The 17810-nt window shown below is 66.5% G+C and carries 17 protein-coding genes; 13 read left to right on the top strand and 4 right to left on the bottom strand.

Going from position 1 to position 17810, the window contains the following annotated elements:
• Positions 1-9 precede the first annotated feature (9 nt).
• Positions 10-696: an LpqN/LpqT family lipoprotein gene (locus VXD91_RS18295; RefSeq protein ID WP_212807197.1), complete on the bottom strand. Its 687-nt coding sequence runs from the start codon at positions 694-696 to the stop codon at positions 10-12.
• A gap of 108 nt (positions 697-804) precedes the next feature.
• Here VXD91_RS18295 and VXD91_RS18290 point away from each other — a divergent pair, with 108 nt between their 5' ends.
• On the top strand, positions 805-1902 hold the full coding sequence (locus tag VXD91_RS18290; RefSeq protein WP_212807196.1) for a methyltransferase: 1098 nt from the start codon (positions 805-807) through the stop codon (positions 1900-1902).
• Here VXD91_RS18290 and fadD17 read toward each other — a convergent pair.
• From fadD17 to VXD91_RS18275, 3 genes are read right to left on the bottom strand one after another with little or no spacing between them, the layout of a single operon-like run.
• The gene (gene fadD17 / locus VXD91_RS18285) at positions 1899-3461 is read right to left on the bottom strand and encodes a long-chain-fatty-acid--CoA ligase FadD17 (RefSeq protein WP_212807195.1); all 1563 of its coding nucleotides are present in this window, start codon (positions 3459-3461) and stop codon (positions 1899-1901) included. The two genes, VXD91_RS18290 and fadD17, sit on opposite strands and share 4 nt — an antisense overlap.
• A gap of 9 nt (positions 3462-3470) precedes the next feature.
• Complete coding sequence (locus tag VXD91_RS18280; protein ID WP_212807194.1) at positions 3471-4571, bottom strand: acyl-CoA dehydrogenase family protein; 1101 nt, start codon at positions 4569-4571, stop codon at positions 3471-3473.
• 8 nt (positions 4572-4579) lie between these two features.
• Positions 4580-5761 (bottom strand): acyl-CoA dehydrogenase family protein, encoded by a 1182-nt coding sequence (locus tag VXD91_RS18275; protein WP_029105069.1) that lies wholly within the window; start codon positions 5759-5761, stop codon positions 4580-4582.
• Between the two features lie 201 nt (positions 5762-5962).
• Between VXD91_RS18275 and VXD91_RS18270 the strand changes: the two genes are divergently transcribed.
• The 12 genes from VXD91_RS18270 (at position 5963) to VXD91_RS18215 (ending at position 17755) form a co-directional block, all read left to right on the top strand.
• Complete coding sequence (locus VXD91_RS18270) at positions 5963-6154, top strand: ferredoxin (protein WP_138250779.1); 192 nt, start codon at positions 5963-5965, stop codon at positions 6152-6154.
• A 13-nt stretch (positions 6155-6167) separates the two neighbouring features.
• Positions 6168-7085: a 3-oxoacyl-ACP reductase gene (locus tag VXD91_RS18265; protein WP_212807193.1), complete on the top strand. Its 918-nt coding sequence runs from the start codon at positions 6168-6170 to the stop codon at positions 7083-7085.
• 275 nt (positions 7086-7360) lie between these two features.
• Complete coding sequence (locus VXD91_RS18260) at positions 7361-8125, top strand: ABC transporter permease (RefSeq protein ID WP_029105067.1); 765 nt, start codon at positions 7361-7363, stop codon at positions 8123-8125.
• A 7-nt stretch (positions 8126-8132) separates the two neighbouring features.
• Complete coding sequence (locus VXD91_RS18255; protein ID WP_346416027.1) at positions 8133-8975, top strand: ABC transporter permease; 843 nt, start codon at positions 8133-8135, stop codon at positions 8973-8975.
• Positions 8976-8986: 11 nt separating this feature from the next.
• Positions 8987-10189 (top strand): MCE family protein, encoded by a 1203-nt coding sequence (locus VXD91_RS18250; protein WP_346416026.1) that lies wholly within the window; start codon positions 8987-8989, stop codon positions 10187-10189.
• 25 nt (positions 10190-10214) lie between these two features.
• Entirely contained in the window at positions 10215-11249 is a 1035-nt protein-coding gene (locus VXD91_RS18245) for an MCE family protein (protein ID WP_043984608.1), read from the top strand.
• Positions 11242-12297 carry an MCE family protein gene (locus VXD91_RS18240; protein WP_043984609.1) on the top strand — a complete coding sequence of 352 codons (1056 nt, stop codon included), beginning with the start codon at positions 11242-11244 and terminating at the stop codon, positions 12295-12297. Before VXD91_RS18245 ends, VXD91_RS18240 begins: the two co-directional genes overlap by 8 nt.
• Positions 12297-13715 (top strand): MCE family protein, encoded by a 1419-nt coding sequence (locus VXD91_RS18235; RefSeq protein ID WP_043984610.1) that lies wholly within the window; start codon positions 12297-12299, stop codon positions 13713-13715. The genes VXD91_RS18240 and VXD91_RS18235 overlap by 1 nt, the downstream gene beginning before the upstream one ends.
• Positions 13715-14884, top strand: a complete 1170-nt coding sequence (locus tag VXD91_RS18230) for an MCE family protein (protein ID WP_043984611.1) — start codon at positions 13715-13717, stop codon at positions 14882-14884. The genes VXD91_RS18235 and VXD91_RS18230 overlap by 1 nt, the downstream gene beginning before the upstream one ends.
• A gap of 2 nt (positions 14885-14886) precedes the next feature.
• Positions 14887-16542, top strand: coding sequence for an MCE family protein (locus VXD91_RS18225; RefSeq protein ID WP_043984679.1), 1656 nt, complete (start codon positions 14887-14889; stop codon positions 16540-16542).
• Complete coding sequence (locus VXD91_RS18220; protein ID WP_043984612.1) at positions 16542-17267, top strand: hypothetical protein; 726 nt, start codon at positions 16542-16544, stop codon at positions 17265-17267. The genes VXD91_RS18225 and VXD91_RS18220 overlap by 1 nt, the downstream gene beginning before the upstream one ends.
• Positions 17267-17755 carry a mammalian cell entry protein gene (locus tag VXD91_RS18215; RefSeq protein ID WP_043984613.1) on the top strand — a complete coding sequence of 163 codons (489 nt, stop codon included), beginning with the start codon at positions 17267-17269 and terminating at the stop codon, positions 17753-17755. Before VXD91_RS18220 ends, VXD91_RS18215 begins: the two co-directional genes overlap by 1 nt.
• Positions 17756-17810 lie beyond the last annotated feature (55 nt).

The raw sequence follows: 17810 nt of genomic DNA, 5'->3' as shown, positions 1-17810 counted from the left end.
CGATCAGCGCTACGGCGTGATCTTCACCTGCTGCGCCACCACATCGGTGGCGGCCTGGATGATGGGCGTCTGATCTGCCGCGCCGTCCGCATTCAGTTGCAGGACATAGGTTGCCCCGTCCGACGGGAAGATCACCGTCTGCTGTGCGACGAACTTCGTCTTGCCGTCGGACACCCAGGTACCGGCGATCCGGTAGGCGGGGTAGTTGCGCACCTTGGTTTCGGTCCCGGGGCCCGACGGCGTGAAGCCCGGCAGGTTCTGAATCTCTCCGGGAGCGGTGGCCATCAGCGCCTTGGCATCGACATCACCCGTCAGCTTCGACAGCAGCGCGACCACGCTGGGCGCATAGTTCGCCGCGTCGACCGGTCCGGTGTAGATGATCGAGTCGTAGGCCCACGGCGGGTTGTCGTCGCCGGAGGCTCGCCAGCCGTCGGGCTTGGGTAGGTCGACCTTCGGCTCGCCCGGATCGGTGCGGTGCACCTGCTGTTCGGTGATCTTGTGGTCTTTGATGTAGCTGGCAATCGTCGGGTTGGGGCCGTCGGCGGCCTGCTTGTTGCCCGCGTCCGCCGCGGTCGGCGCGGCGCTTGTCGCGTTGTCGGACGACGCGCTCGCGTCTTTGCCGGAGTCGCAACCGGCCAGCACCACAGACAGTGCGGTCGCTGCCGCGACGAGGCCGGTGATCGCGGACGTTCTCATAGGGCCGAGACTAATCGACAACGCTCGCGGTGATCCTGTGAGCCGGGCGGGGACCAACTAGAAACCGGCTCTAGCGTGGGGATTAGCTGTGGCACTACTGTGAGCGCCGTGGCAAACGCACAGAAACCGCCGCCCGGCTGGCTCATCGACGGCATCGGCCGGGTCCGTGACGGACTGGGCCAGTTGCGCCGGTCCGTCGTCCCGGCGAACGTCGCACTCTTCGAGCTGGGCCAGGGTGCCTGGCTGACCCAGGCCATGTACGTCGGCGCCAAGCTGGGCATCTTCGACGCCCTGGCCGCCGGCCCCGCGTCGGCGGACGACATCGCCCGCCGGGTGGGTTCGCACCCCGAGGCCACCGCCCGGCTCATGCGGGCGTTGGCCGCGAATTCGCTGCTCAAGCGGGAGCGCGATGGCCGGTTCGCGCTGAGCCGGCTGGGACAGGCCCTGCGGTCCGATGCGCCGGGCTCGCTGGCACCGATGCTGCTGTTCATCGGCCACCCCAAGCACTGGGAACACTGGGGTCAGTTGCTGTACTCGGTGCAGACCGGTAAGACGTCCGCGGAGATGCTCCGGGGCATGCCGATCTTCGAATACCTGGAGAACGATCGCGACCTCGCCGACGTGTTCAACAACGCCATGACCGCGGTGTCGGCCATGGCGATCGAAACCCTCATGCCCGCATACGATTTCAGTCGTTTCAAGAACATCGTCGACGTCGGCGGCGGCCACGGCGCGCTGCTGAGTGCGGTGCTGCAGCAGGCCACCGACGCTCAGGGCGTGCTGTTCGACCTGCCGTCGGTCGTCGCGGGCGCGGGCCCGGTGCTCAAGGCGGCCGGCGTGTCGGACCGCGTGACCGTCACGGGTGGCTCGTTCTTCGATGCCGTGCCCGAAGGCGGGGACGCGTATCTGCTGAAGACGATCATCCACGACTGGGATGAGGACAGCGCACTGGTGATCCTGCGGAACGTCCGCAAGGCGATCGACCCCGATGGCACCCTGGCCCTCGTCGAACTGGTGCTGCCGGAAGGCACGCCCAGCCATCCCGGCATGCTCCTCGACCTGGAGATGCTGGTCGCCGCCGGCGGCCGGGAGCGGACCGGTTCGGAATACGCGGACCTGTTGGCACGCGCCGGCTTTCGGCAGACCCGGGTGGTCCAGACGGCGGGCCCGATGTCACTCGTCGAGGCCGTCCCGGTCCACGACTAGCGGGCGATCGCGAAAACCGGGTCGGCACAGTCGGTACCCTCGGCCGACAGTTGCCGCTTGATGACCTTGAACGTCTCGGTCCGCGGCAGCGTCGTGGCGACGCGGACGAACCGGGGCCACTGCTTGGGGCCCAGATCCTCCTGTGCGGCAAGGAAGGCGCTGAAGTCGTCCGCGGAGAACTCCGCGTGGTCGAGGAGGACGAGTGCCGACATCACCTGGTCGCCGACGGCGGGATCGGGTATCGGGTAGACGGCTGCCTCGACCACGTCAGGGTGCCGCAGCAGCACCTGCTCGATGGGTGCGGTGCCTAGGTTCTCGCCGTCGACCCGCATCCAATCGCCAAGGCGCCCAGCGAAATAGATGAACCCTGCCGCGTCCCGGTAGGCCAGGTCGCCGGTGTGGTAGACGCCGCCGACCATGCGTTCGGCCTCGGCCGCGTCGTTGTTGTAGTAGCCGCGGAACCAGCCCCGGCCGGTCGGGTTCACGATTTCGCCGACGACGCCCGGCGGGCACGGCAGGCTGGTCTCCACGTCGACGATGGCCACCTCGTCGGTCAGCGGTCCCAGCGCGCCGGCCGGGGTGTCCGGGGTGCGGGCGATCGCGACACCACCCTCGGTGGAGCCGAAACCGTCGACGACGATGACACCGAAGCGCTGTGCGAACCGGTTCAGGTCGCGTGGGGCACCCTCGTTGCCGTACATGAACTTCAGCGGATTGTCGGCGTCGTCCGGCTGGGCCGGGGTGGCCAGGATGTACGACAGCGGCTTGCCGACGTAGTTGGCGTAGGTGGCGCCGTAGCGCCGCACATCCGTCAGGAATCCGGAGGCAGAGAACTTGCGGCGCAACGCAATCGACCCCTGCGCGGCGAGCGCCACGGCCCAGCCGGCCATGACGGCGTTGGAGTGGAACAGCGGCATGGCCAGGTAGAACGTGTCGTCGCGCCCGAGGCCGAAGCGGTCGGCCAGCATCTGGCCCGGGAACGCCACCTTGTCGTGGGTGACCCGGACGGCCTTCGGGTCACCGCTGGTGCCCGAGGTGAAGATCAGCATGAACAGGTCGTCGGGATCGACGTCGGCGAAGTGCACCGGGGTGCCGGCGAATCCGGCGAGTTCGGTTGCCCACGAAGCGGATTCGACGTCGATGACGTCGATGCCCGCGGCCTCCAGACCGGCCGGGACCAGGTCGGGATTGTCGGCGAGCACCAACTGGCAGTCGGAGCGCTCGGCGTCGCCGACCAGCGCCGCGCCGCGGCGGGTCGGGTTGAGGCCGACCGGAACCAGCCCCGCCAGCGCGGCGGCCACCAGCAGCGACGAGAAGAACGTCGTATTGCTCAGCAGCACACCGATGTGCGGCGGTTTGGCCGGGTCCAGCCGCGCCTTCAGCGCCGCGGCCAACTGCGCGCCCGCGACGATGTGGTCGGCCCAGCTGGTGAAACCGGCTGGGCCGCCATCATTTTCTTGTGAGGAGTCGTCCGGCGCCGTTGTGCAGTCGTACAACCCGCGGTCGGTGACGTCGAGGAGCGGGCGCAGCAGATCGCTGACGGTGGGCCGGGAGGACATCGGTCGAATCTAGACGGGCGTCTCGGCGAGTTCGCGCCCGATCTGCAGCAGCTGCCCGGTGGCCCCGCCGACCGCGAACTCGGTCTGCTTGGCGGCCAGGAAGTAGCGGTGCACCGGGTGATCCATGTCGATGCCGACACCACCGTGCACGTGCACCGCGGTGTGCGCCACCCGGTGCCCGGCCTCGGCGGCCCAGAACGCCGCGGTGTTCACGTCCACCTCGGCTGGCAGCCCCTCGGCCACGCGCCAGGAAGCCTGGGTCAGCGTCAGGCGCAGCGCCTTGACGTCGATGTAGCCGTCGGCCAACCGGGACGACACGGCCTGGAAGCTGCCGATGGGGCGGTCGAACTGCTCGCGCTCGCGGGCGTACAACGCGGTGAGCTCCAGCGCGCGCTCCACCACGCCGAGCTGGAATGCGGTGCGGCCCAGGGCACCCCGCAGCTGCAGCCAGGCGAGCACCTCGGCGCCGCCGACGATGCGGTCAGCGGCGACGGTCACGCCCTGCAGATCCAGGTGCGCGACGCTGCCGTGTCCGGTGGTGTCGAGCGAGGTGACGGTGACGCCCGCGTCGGCTGCCGCGACCAGGAAAACCTTGACGCCGGAATCGCTTTCGGCCGGCACCAGGAGGGCATCGGCGACCGGGCCGTAGGCGACCTGGGTGCGGGTGCCGGTGAGCTTGTAGCCGGTCTCATCGCTGCCGGTGGCCTGCACCGGGCCCTGGCCCATCTCGCCGTCGAGCGCCGGCACGACGATCTTGCTGCCGGCGACCGCCGGGGCGGCCCACTCGGATTGCAGCTCGGCCGAACCGAATTCGGCGATGGCACCGGCGGCCAGGATGGTCGACTCGAGGTACGGCACCGCCGCGAGCTGACGGCCCAGTGCCACGAGCACGGCGGACTGCTCCAGCGGACCGAAACCACCGCCGCCCACCGACTCCGGTGCGGTGGTCGACAGGATGTCGGAATCGATCAGCTTGTCCCACAGTTCACGGTCGAACCGTTCGTCGAGCTTGTCCAGCTCCTTCTGCCGTTCCGGGGTCACCACCGATTCGGTGATGGACCGGACCAGGCCGCCGAGGTCCTCAGATGCTTCGGTTGTCTTGAAATCCATGTCAGTCCTTACCGGTTCACTCGGGGCAGGCCAAGAGCCACCATGCCGATGATGTCGCGCTGAATCTCGTTGGTGCCGCCGCCGAAGGTCAGGATCAGGCAGGACCGGTGCCAGCGCTCGATCCGGCCACGCAGCAGCGCACCCGGGGTGTCGCGGCGCAGGGTCGCCGAGGTGCCGAGCACCTCCATCAGCAGCCGGTAGGCCTCGGTGGCCAGCTCGGTGCCGTAGACCTTGGCCGCCGATGCGTCGGCGGGGGAGGGCGCGGAGTCGGTGGCCGAGGCCAGCTCCCAGTTGATCAGCTTCAGCACTTCGGCCTTGGCATGCACCCGGGCCAGGTTCAGCTGCACCCACTCGGAGTCGATGAGGCGCTTGCCGTGGTGGTCCTTGGTGTTCTGGGCCCATTCCCGAACCCCGTCCAGTGCGACGAAGATCGGCTGCGCCGACACCAGGGCCACGCGCTCGTGGTTGAGCTGGTTGGTGACCAGCTTCCAGCCGCCGTGCTCTTCGCCGACCAGGCTGGAGGTCGGGACCCGGACGTCCTGGTAGTAGGTGGCACTGGTGTCCACACCGGACATGGTGTGCACCGGCGTCCAGGAGAAGCCCTCGGCGGTGGTCGGCACGATCAGCATCGAGATGCCGCGGTGCTTCTTGGCCTCGGGGTTGGTGCGGGCCGCCAGCCAGACGTAGTCGGCGTAGGCGATCAGCGACGTCCACATCTTCTGGCCGTTGATGACGTAATCGTCACCGTCGCGGACCGCGGTGGTGCGCAGCGACGCCAGGTCGGTGCCGGCGCCGGGCTCGGAGTAGCCGATGGAGAAGTGCAGCTGGCCCGCGGCGATCTTGGGCAGGAAGAACTTCTTCTGCTCCTCGGTGCCGAAGTGCATGATCGTCGGTGCCACGGAGTTGATGGTCAGGAACGGCACCGGGACGTTGGCGATGGCGGCCTCGTCGTTGAAGATCAGGCCGTCCATCGGCGGGCGGGCCTGGCCCCCGTACTCCTTGGGCCAGCTCAGCGTCAGCCAGCCGTCCTTGCCCATCTGCTCGACGGTCTCGCGGTAGACGTTGCCGCGTCCCATCTCGCCGTCGTTGGACGCCAGCGCCTCGGCGCGCTCCGGGGTCATGAGCTTGGTGAAGTACGAGCGCAGTTCGCGCCGCAGCTCCTCCTGCTCGGGCGTGTAGCCGATCCGCATCGAACTCATCCTTTATCAGTTGAATTGGGGTAGGTCTCTGGTCCGTTTGTCACGTTGCTGGGGCCGCTTTCATCGACCCGTGCCTATTCAAACTTGTAACACGTTCTAGTCTTGGGGTCCAGAGCGTGCCACACTGGCATCGCCATGGCGGGGTCGTTATGTTGGCCTCACCGTCGAAATCCGGGCTCTCAGGAGGGTGTCATGCGGGTTGAAGTTGATCACGATCGCTGTGAAGGAAACGCGGTTTGCGTGGGAATTGCGCCGGACCTTTTCGATCTCGACGACAACGACTATGCAGTAGTCAAGGCCGATCCGGTGCCTGCCGACCAGGTAGAACTGGCCGAGCAGTCCATCGCGGAATGCCCCCGCGCCGCCCTTCTCCGCAAAGACTAGAGGTATTCATAAATTGACTAGCGAACTGGACTCCACCGACCTCTCCGGCAAGGTGGCCGTGGTCACCGGTGCCGCCGCGGGACTGGGCCGCGCCGAGGCCATCGGCCTGGCGCAGGCCGGCGCCACCGTCGTGGTGAACGACATGGCCGGCGCACTGGACAAGTCGGACGTGCTCGCCGAGATCGAGGCCGCCGGCTCCAAAGGCATTGCGGTGGCCGGGGATATCAGCGCCCGCAGCACCGCCGACGAACTGGTCGCCACCGCGGACAGCCTGGGCGGGCTGAACATCGTCGTGAACAACGCCGGCATCACCCGCGACAAGATGCTGTTCAACATGACCGACGAGGACTGGGACGCGGTCATCGCGGTCCACCTCCGCGGCCACTTCCTGCTGACCCGCAACGCCGCGACCTACTGGCGCGCCAAGGCCAAGGAGTCGGCCGACGGCAAGGTGTACGGCCGGATCGTCAACACGTCGTCCGAGGCCGGCCTCGCCGGTCCGGTGGGGCAGGCGAACTACGGCGCCGCCAAGGCCGGCATCACGGCGCTGACCCTGACCGCGGCCCGCGGTCTGGAGCGCTACGGCGTCCGCGCCAATGCGATCGCACCGCGGGCGCGCACCGCGATGACGGCAGATGTGTTCGGTGCGGCTCCTGGTGAAGGAGAGGTCGACCCGCTGTCGCCGGAACACGTTGTGAAATTGGTGCGTTTCCTTTCCTCGCCCGCGTCGGAAAACGTGAATGGCCAGCTCTTCATCGTTTATGGTCCGACTGTGACCCTGGTAGCAGCCCCGACCGTGGAGAGCCACTTCACAGCGTCGTCCGCTGAGTGGGACATGACACAACTGAGTGCCACGTTGCGCGGATATTTTGCTGACCGCGATCCGGAGCGGAATTTCTCGGCGACTGCCCTGATGGAGTCGAGGGACTGAACGTCCCGGATCGAGTGCTGACGCGGCGTCGAAAGCGCCGCGTCGGCACGAGAACTTGTTACAGTGGCGGCAACGTCAAAATATATCCTGAGCTGCGATTATATGTCGTTTCCCAGTGATTTTGCTGTTCTTTTGCCACTGCGAACATGTTCTAGCTACTATGAGCCGGCTCACAAGAGCCATGCATTACAACGTGGTGATCAGGCCGCTGTGGAAGAGGGAAACCCCACTCTTCGCCGTGACTGCTCAGCCCGCACCGAGAATGGAGTCGAAGGTTGATCGAACAGCTTGCGGCTCCGGCCCGGGCCGTCGGCGGGTTCTTCGAAATGGCCCTCGACACATTCACAAAGATGTGGCGTCGCCCTTTTCAATTCCGGGAGTTCTTCGAACAAACCTGGATGATCGCCCGCGTATCGCTCGTGCCGACCCTGCTCGTCGCCATTCCGTTCACCGTGCTGGTGGCTTTCACGCTGAACATCCTGCTGCGTGAGATCGGCGCCGCCGACCTCTCCGGCGCCGGCACCGCCTTCGGTACCGTCACCCAGCTCGGACCCGTCGTGACCGTGCTCGTCGTCGCCGGCGCGGGCGCCACGGCCATCTGCGCCGACCTCGGCGCCCGCACCATCCGCGAAGAGATCGACGCCATGCGGGTGCTGGGCATCGACCCGATCCAGCGTCTGGTCGTGCCGCGCGTCCTGGCGTCGACTTTCGTCGCCGTGCTCCTCAACAACCTGGTGTGCGCCATCGGCATCTCCGGCGGCTACGTGTTCTCTGTCTTCCTGCAGGGCGTGAACCCGGGTTCGTTCATCAACGGCCTGACGGTGCTGACGGGCCTGGGAGAGCTGATGCTCGCCGAGATCAAGGCCGTGCTGTTCGGCCTGCTGGCCGGCATGGTCGGCTGCTACCGCGGCCTGACCGTCAAGGGCGGCCCCAAGGGCGTCGGTATCGCGGTCAACGAGACCGTCGTCTACGCCTTCATCTGCTTGTTCGTCATCAACGTGATCATGACCGCCATCGGCGTCCGAGTACTGGTGAGGTGATTCGGCCATGAGTTACGACGCAACACTCCGTTTCAAACGAATGTTCCGGGCAGTGCCCGGAATCGTCGACGGCCTCGGCGAGCAGGCCCTGTTCTACGGGGAGTCCTTCCGGTACATCCCCAACGCGCTGACCCGCTACCGCCGCGAGACCATCCGGCTCATCGCCGAGATGACGATGGGCACCGGTGCACTGGTGATGATCGGCGGCACCGTCGGTGTCGCCGCGTTCATGACGCTGGCCTCCGGCGGCGTCATCGCCGTCCAGGGCTACTCCTCACTGGGCAACATCGGTATCGAGGCCCTGACCGGCTTCCTGTCGGCCTTCCTCAACGTGCGCATCGTCGCGCCGATCATCGCCGGCATCGCGCTGGCCGCGACCATCGGCGCCGGCTGTACCGCGCAGCTGGGCGCCATGCGCGTCGCCGAAGAGATCGATGCCGTCGAATCGATGGCCGTCCACTCGGTGTCCTACCTGGTGTCCACGCGCATCATCGCGGGCCTGATCGCCGTCATCCCGCTGTACGCCCTCGCCGTCCTCGCGTCGTTCTTCGCGGCGCGCGCCACCACGGTGTACATCAACGGTCAGTCGGCCGGTCTGTACGACCACTACTTCAGCACCTTCATGGTGCCCACCGACCTGTTGTGGTCATTCCTGCAGGCCATCGTCATGTCCGTCGCGGTCATGCTCGTGCACACCTACTACGGCTACAACGCCAGCGGCGGACCCGTCGGCGTGGGTATCGCGGTCGGTCAGGCCGTGCGCACCTCGCTGATCGTGGTCGTCACCATCGTCCTGCTCATCTCCCTGGCCGTGTACGGCGCGTCCGGCAACTTCAACCTCTCCGGATAGGGGTGTAGACGATGTCCTCCGGTGGTCCCAAACGCAGCCATGTGAGGCTCGCGGCAGCGGTGCTGATCAGCATCATCGTGGCCGCGGTGGTGTTCACGTACCTGTCGTACACCGCGGCCTTCACCCCCACCGACACCGTTTCGGTCATGGCGCCCCGCGCCGGTCTGGTCATGGACCCCGACGCCAAGGTCAAGTACCGCGGCATCCAGGTCGGCAAGGTCGAGGCGATCGAGTACGCCGGTGACCAGGCGAAGCTGAAGCTCGCCGTCCTGAGCGACCAGATGCGGTACATCCCGTCGAACGCCCGGGTCCGGCTCGGCAGCACGACGGTGTTCGGCGGCAAGTCGGTCGAGTTCCTCCCGCCGGAGCATCCGTCGAAAGATGCGATGCGTCCCGGCGCGCAGGTGCAGGCCAAGGATGTCCAGATCGAGATGAACACCGTCTTCCAGACGCTGACGGACCTGCTCGACAAGATCGACCCCGTCAACCTGAACGCCACGGTGACCGCGCTCGGTGAAGGCCTGCGTGGCCACGGCGACGACGCCGGCGCCGCGGTTGCCGGGCTGAGCAAGTACCTGCAGTACTTCAACCCGAAGCTGCCGACCCTTCAGCAGGATTTCAAGGACACCGCCGTGGTCGCGGGCATCTACGGTGACGCCGCGCCCGACCTGGCCAAGGTCTTCGAGAACGCGCCGACCGTCAGCAAGACACTGACCGACGAGCAGGACGACCTGAACGCGGCGCTGCTGGCATCCACCGGGTTCGCCAACAACGCGTACGCGACCATCTCGCCGGCCGCCGACGACTACATCGCCGCCATCCAGCGGCTGCGCGCGCCGCTGAAGGTCCTGGGCGACTATTCACCCGAGTTGCCGTGTCTGCTGCAAGGTGTGTCGAAGGCAGTGGACCGCTTCGGTCCGGTCTTCGGTGGCGTCAAGCCGGGTCTGTTCGTGTCCTCGAACTTCTTCCCGGGTGCGCCCAACTACACCTACCCCGAGAGCCTGCCGATGGTGAACGCCTCCGGTGGCCCGAACTGCCGTGGCCTTCCGGACGTCCCGTCCAAACAGTACGGCGGCTCGTGGTACCACACGCCGTTCCTGGTGACCGACAACGCCTACATCCCATACCAGCCGAACACCGAATTGCAGTTCGACGCTCCCTCGACGCTGCAGTTCCTGTTCTCCGGTGCCTACGCAGAGAGGGACCGCTACTGATGTCCGCGAGTGAGTGGGGCCGCCCATGAGACACAAGCGCGAAATGATCAACGTCACGGTGTTCACCGTCGTGATGTTGCTGGTCGCTGCCGGCCTGGTAGTGGTGTTCGGCCAGTTCCGATTCGCCTCGACGTCCACCTACCACGCCAACTTCACCGACGCGTCCCGGCTCAAGGCCGGTGAGGACGTCCGCATCGCGGGCGTGCAGGTCGGTTCGGTGAAGAGCGTCAAGCTCAAGAGCGACAACACCGTCGACGTCAAGTTCACCCTCAACGAGCGGTACCAGCTCTACACCTCGAGCCGTGCCCTCGTCCGCTACCAGAACCTCGTCGGTGACCGGTACCTGGAAATCGCCTCCGGCCCCGGCGAGCTGCGCAAGCTCCCCCCCGGCGGCACCGTCGTCCTCGCCAACACCCAGCCGGCGCTTGACCTCGACGCGCTGCTCGGTGGTTTGCGCCCGGTGGTCAAGGGCCTGGACGGCGAGAAGGTCAACGAGATCACCGCCGCCATGATCGAGGCCCTGCAGGGGCAGGGCGGCGCGCTGAACGACCTGCTGTCCAGTACCAGTTCGTTCGGCCAGACGCTCGGTGAGCGGGACCAGCTGATCGGCGACACCATCACCAACCTCAACACGATGCTCACGACGGTCGACGCCAAGGGCTCCCAGTTCAACACCAGCATCGACCGGCTGCAGCAGCTCATCAGCGGCCTGGCCGAGGGGCGTGACCCGATCGCCGGTGCCATCGGCCCGCTGGCCTCGGCCGAGAACGACCTGACCGAGATGCTGCAGAAGTCACGGCGCCCGGTGCAGGGCGTCATCGAGAACGCCCGCCCGTTCGCGCAGCGCATGTACGAGCGCCGAGCCGAAGTGAACCCGGTCATCGAGAACCTCGCAGAGAACTATCTGCGGCTCAACGCCCTGGGTGCGTACGGCGCGTTCTTCAATATCTACTACTGCTCGGTCAAGATCAAGATGAGCGGCCCCGCGGGCAGCGACCTGATCGTGCCGTTCGGTGGTCCTGCGGATCCGTCGAAGGGCAGGTGCTCCGAAAATGGCTAAGCCGGAAAAGGATCCGGTCCGCACCGGCGTACTCGGCGTCTTCCTCGTGACGTGCCTCGTGCTGATCTCGTTCGGGTACACCGGACTGCCGTTCTTTCCGCAGGGCAAGAACTACTCGGCGTTCTTCAATGACGCCGGTGGCATCACGCCGGGCAGCGACGTCCGGGTGTCGGGCATCAAGGTCGGCAAGGTGGGCACCGTGGAGCTCGCCGGTACGGCCGCGAAGGTGAACTTCACCGTCGACCGCCAGATCCGGGTCGGTGACCAGTCGCTGGTGTCGATCAAGACCGACACGGTGCTGGGTCAGAAGTCCCTCTGGGTGACCCCGAAGGGTACGAAGGAAGCAACGGTTATCCCGTTGGGCCGCACCACGACTCCGTACACGATCAACACCGCGCTGCAGGACCTGGGCCAGAACAGCAGCGAGCTGGACAAGCCGCAGATGGAGCAGGCGCTCAAGGTGCTGACCGACACGCTGCACGACGCGACGCCGCAGTTGCGCGGCGCGCTGGACGGGGTGGCAGCCCTGTCTCGGAGCCTCAACAAGCGCGACCAGGCGCTCGAGCAGCTGCTGGGCCACGCCAAGAAGGTGTCCGACACCCTGGCGCAACGTGCCGACCAGGTGAACAAACTGGTGATCGACGGCAATCAGCTGTTCGCCGCGCTGGACGAGCGGCGCCAGTCGATCAGCACGCTGATCTCCGGTATTCGCGGTGTGTCGCAACAGCTTTCCGGATTCGTCGCGGACAACAAGCGCGAGTTCGGGCCGGCGCTCAAGCAGCTGAACCTGGTGCTGGACGAGCTGCTGAAACGCAAAGAGCACATCAGTGAGGCGCTCAAGCGCCTGCCGGGTTACGCAACCACGCTCGGCGAGGTGGTCGGTAACGGCCCGGGCTTCAACATCAACCTGTACGGCCTACCGCCCTCGACGATGTCGGAAGTCCTGCTCGACACGTACTTCCAGCCGGGCAAGCTGCCGGCCAGCCTCGGCGACATGCTGAAGGGCTACATCTCTGAACGGATCGTCGTGAGGCCGAAGTCGCCATGATGAAGAACATGAACTCGCGGGGCGCGATCCTTGCGGTCGTAGCCGTGGTGGTCGCGCTGGTGGCTGCCGGCGCCTATCTGCTGTGGCCGTCACATGGCGGTCACAAGGTGGTCGCTCACTTCACCAACGCCGTGGGCCTGTACGCCGGCGACGAGGTGCGAGTGCTGGGGGTTCCGGTCGGCACCATCGATTCGGTTGAGCCGCAGGCTAATTCGGTCAAGGTCAGCATGACCGTCAAGGACGGCGTGAAGATCCCGGCCGACGCGCGGGCGATCATCATCTCGCCGAACCTGGTGGCGGCGCGGTTCGTGCAGTTCACCCCCGTCTACAACGGCGGAGCGGCGCTGGCCAACGGCGCCGAGGTGCCGCTGGCCCGGACCGGTGTCCCGGTCGAGTGGGACGACGTCAAGAAGCAATTGACCCAGCTCAGCGCTCAGCTCGGCCCGCAGGACGGTGCCCCGCAGGGTCCGCTCGGTGCGTTCATCAACCAGGCCGCCGACACCCTCGATGGCAAGGGCGATTCGTTCCGCAACGCCTTGCGTGAACTGTCGCAAACCGCTGGGCGCCTTGGTGATTCGCGTGGCGACCTGTTCGGCACCATCAAGAACCTGCAGATTCTGGTCAACGCGCTGTCCGGCAGCAACGAGCAGATCGTGCAGTTCACCGACCACGTCGCGTCCGTCTCGCAGGTGCTGGCGGAGAGCTCGGCCGGTCTGGACCAGACCCTTGGCGCCCTGAACCAGGCGCTGGGTGACGTCAAGGGCCTGCTGAAGGACAACAACGCGGCGCTGATCGACCAGGTCGGCAAGCTGGCCGAATTCACCCAGGTGCTGACCGACAACAGCGACAATATCGAGCAGGTTCTGCATATCACGCCGAACGGTCTGGCCAACTTCTACAACATCTACAACCCGGCGCAGGGCTCGCTGGACGGTCTGCTGTCGCTGCCAAACTTCGCGAACCCGGTGCAATTCCTGTGCGGCGGCAACTTCGACATCGGTGCCTCTCCGGACAACTACAAGCGGGCGGAAATCTGCCGTCAGCGCATGGGTCCGGTGCTGCGCCGGATCGCGATGAACTACCCGCCCGTGCTGTTCCATCCGATCAACAGCATCACGGCATATAAGGGCCAGGTCATCTACGACACCCCGCAGACTGAAGCCAAGGCGCAGACTCCGGTGCCGTACCTGCAGTGGAACGCCGCCCCTGGCGTCGTCCCGCCGAAGGTCCAGCCGGACGGGACGCTCAGCGACCTAATCCTGCCGCCGCCGGCCATTCCGGGTCAGATTTCGCCGGCCACGCCGCCGGTGGGACCGGGCTCGACGCCGCTGAACGGTTCTGGTCCGCTGCCCGGCCCCGCCCCGGCGCCCGCAGCCCCGGTGGGCGCACCGCTGCCCGCTGAAGCCGGAGGCAACTGATGAAGACGGTTGGAAAAGTCCTGGCACTCGGATCGAGTGCCGTGGTGCTCGCCGGTTGCCAGTTCGGTGGCCTGAACTCGCTGGACATGCCGGGTACCCAGGGCCACGGCGCCGGTTCCTACACCGTCACGGTGCAGCTGCCGGACGTCGCGACGTTGCCGCAGAACTCGCCGGTGATGGTCAACGACGTCACCGTCGGCAGCGTGTCGGGCCTGGACGCGGTCCAGCGTGCGGACGGCACGTTCTATGCCGCGGCGAAGCTGTCGATCAACGGCGATGTGAAGCTGCCGGCGAACGCGCGGGCGAAGGTCGCCCAGACCTCGCTGCTCGGCTCGCAGCACGTGCAGCTGTCGGAACCTGTCGGGGAAGCGCCGCAGGGCCGGCTCAAGCAGGGCTCGGAGATTCCGCTGGCGCACACCGGCCGGTATCCGACCACCGAAGAGGTGCTGTCGTCGCTGGGCCTGGTGGTGAACAAGGGCAATCTCGGTGCGCTGCAGGACATCACCGATGAGGCCTATGCCGCGGTCGCCGGCCGGGCGGGGCAGTTCGTCGACTTCATCCCGCGGTTGGCCGAGCTCACCCAGTCCCTGGACAAGCAGACCACCGACATCATCGGGGCCATGGACGGGCTGAACCGCTTCGCCTCGATCCTGGCGAAGAGCACGGACAGCCTTGGCCGCACGCTGGACACGCTGCCCGGTGCTATCAAGGTCCTCAACGACAACCGCAAGAACATCGTAGATGCGTTCACCGCGCTCCGGAAGCTCGCGGTGGTCGGCGCGAAGGTCATGTCCGCAACCAAGGATGACTTCGCCGCGGACTTCAAGGACATCTTCCCGGTGATCAAGGCGTTCAACGACAACGCCGACGAATTCATCCACGACCTGGACCTGCTGCCCACATTCCCGTTCTCCAACAAGTACTTCCGCAACGCGGTGCGCGGTGACTACCTGAACGTCTACGTTACGTTCGACCTGACGCTGCGACGCCTCGGTGAGACCATCTTTGCGACCTCGGGGGGTCTCGACCCGAACATGAGGCACCTGGACGAAGTGATCAACCCGCCGGACTTCCTGCTGGGCGCGCTGGCGAACCTGTCCGGACAGGCCGCCGACCCGTTCAAGATTCCAGCAGGCACAGCGACGCAACATGGAGGGGCGAAGCCGTAATGTTGTTGACCCGTCTTGCGCGTTTCCAGCTGGCGATCTTCGGTGTCGTCACCGTCATCTGCCTCGCCCTGATCACGACGTCCTACCTGCACCTCCCGGCCGCTGTCGGTCTCGGTGTCTACAACGTGGACGCCAAGTTCGTCGTCGGTGGCGGCATCTACCAGAACGCCAACGTCACCTACCGCGGCGTGACGGTCGGCCGCGTGACGAACGTCGGCCTGACCGACAACGGTGTGACGGCCCGGATGCGGCTCAACACCGACACCCCGGTGCCGGAGAACGTCACCGCCACGGTCAAGAGCGTGTCCGCGATCGGTGAGCAGTACATCGACCTGGTGCCGCCCGCCAGCGCCTCGAAGAACATGCTGAAGGACGGCGCCACCATCGGCGTCGACCGGACCGCGGTCGGACAGGACATCGTGGACCTGCTCAACCAGGCCCAGAGTCTGGTCAGCAGCATCAGCAACACCCGGTTGCAGGACCTGCTGCGCGAGTCGTTCAAGGCGTTCAACGGATCGGGTCCGGAGCTGTCGCGGATGATCCAGTCGTCGCGGCTGCTGGTGGACGAGGCCAACGCCAATACCAACGAGATCAACAAGCTGCTCGATCAGGCCGGCCCGCTGCTGAAGGCGCAGATCCGCGCCGGCGCGGATCTCAAGACCATGGCCAGCAGCCTCGCGACGCTGACCGGTGAAGCCGCACAGGCCGACCCGCAGATTCGGTCGGTGCTCAAGACCGTCCCGGGCGCCGTCGACACCGTCAACGAGACGTTCGACGGCATCCGCCCGACGTTCCCGGTGCTGGCGGCCAACCTCGCCAACTTCGGCCGGATCGGCGTGATCTATCACAAGTCGATCGAGCAGGCGCTGGTGATCTTCCCGGCCTTGATCGCGGCGCTACTGACCGACGCCGGTGGCGTGCCCATCGACGAAGGTGCGAAGCTGGACTTCAAGATCAGCCTCGGCCAGCCGGCATGTTCGACGGGCTTCATCCCGGCACCGGAGAACCGCACACCGGCCGACACCACCGTGCGCGACCTGCCGAAGGACCTCTACTGCAAGACCGCGCAGAGCGATCCGAGCACCGTCCGCGGTGCCCGCAACTACCCGTGCATGGAGTACCCGGGCAAGCGCGCCCCCACGGTGCAGATCTGCCGTGACCCGCGTGGTTACGTGCCGCTCGGCAGCAACCCGTGGCGCGGTCCGCCAGTGCCGTACGACACCCCGATCAACGACCCGCGGAACATCACCCCGCCGAACCGGTTCCCGATGATCCCGCCGGGCGCCGACTACGACCCGGGCCCGCCGTCGGTGCAATTGCCGCCGGGGGTGCCCGCCGGGCCGGGACCTGCGCCCAACGCGCCGTTCCCGCTGCCGTACCCGCCGAGCGATCCGGGTCCGCAGCCGCTGCCCTGGCCGTTCTTCGCGCCGCCGGATCAGGTGACTCCGCCGTACGCGATCAACAACCCGCCGGCGCCCGGCCCCGAGGGCCAGCCGCAGGCAAGCGGGCCGAAGGGGCCGCAGAGCACGACGTACGATGCGAATACCGGGGTCTTCGCTGACCCTGCCGGCGGTACGGGAGTGTTCAACGCCGGCTCGAGTAACGGCGACGCAGGCGAGTCCTGGGTCGACCTGATGAAGGATCCAAGGCAGGTTTAATGAGTGACGAACCGGCTGCGACGGACGAGACGTCGAAGCCGCCGGTGAGCCGCGCGCGGCGGCGGGCCTCACGGCCCGCCGGCACCGCCGGTTCAGCAGAGGCAACAGTGCTCGACGTGGCGATTCCGTCGACCGCGAGCAAGACATCATCAACCGAATCGGTGACCACCAAGGCGCGGCCCGCGATCCAGGCACCGCGACGGCAACCGCACCGGTCGCTGGTCATGACCATCGGCCTGGCGGTCGTCGCCGTGCTCGTGGCGGCACTGGCGAGCGGCACCTGGTTCCTCTGGCACGGCAACGGGCAGATCGAGGCGACGCAGGACCGTGATCAGCGGTTCGTCGACACCGCGAAGCAGACCGTGGTCAACATGTTCAGTTACACGCAGAACACCGTCGACGAGAGCGTGAACCGCTTCGTCAATGGCATCGGCCCCGGCCCGCTGCGCGACATGATGAACCAGAGCAACAACGCCGACAATCTGAAGTACCTGTTCAAGCAGACGCAGGCCAACTCGGAGGCCGTCATCACCGCGGCGGCGCTGGAGAGCATCGACAACACCTCCAACATCGCGAAGGTGCTGGTGACGGTCCGCGTGACGCTGTCCGACATGAACGGGGTGAACCAGCCGTCGACGCCGTACCGGCAGCGGGTGTTCATCCGCGAGGACGACAGCGGCCACATGAGTGCCTATGACATCAAGTACCCGGACGGAGGCAACTGATGAACCGGTTGCTGGTGGCGCTCGGCGCACTGTTGGCGGTCGCCGTGGTGGCGCTCGGGGCGCTCGGCGGGTCGGCGTTCTGGAATCACGTGGAGCTTTCCGGCGAACAGGCGACGGCCGACGAGTTGCCCAGCCTGGCCAGGTCCCAGATCCCACAGATCCTTGGCTATGAGTACAGCAGCGTGCAGCGGTCCACGACGCAGGCGCTGACGCTGATGACGCCGGCGTTCCGGAAGCGGTACGAGGAACTGACGGCCAAGAACAACATCTTCAACGACGCGGTGAAGCGCAAGCTCATCAGTCAGGTGAATGTCGTTGGCGCGGGCATGATCTCGTCGCACCGCGACTCGGGCACAGTTCTCGCTTTCGTGAACCGGGTCATCACCGACGAGCGCAAGCAGCCCAACTACGAGGGCAGCCGGCTGAAGGTCGACTACCGCAAGATCGACGGCAAGTGGTTGATCGACGAGATGACGCCGATCTTCTAAGTACCCCAACATGATTCAGGCCCCGGAGCGGTTGCTCCGGGGCCTGAAATCTTGG

Origin of the sequence: Mycobacterium sp. SM3041 (assembly GCF_039668335.1) — a bacterium.
Lineage (GTDB): Bacteria > Actinomycetota > Actinomycetes > Mycobacteriales > Mycobacteriaceae > Mycobacterium.
This window is presented reverse-complemented; position numbering and strand designations above follow the sequence as displayed.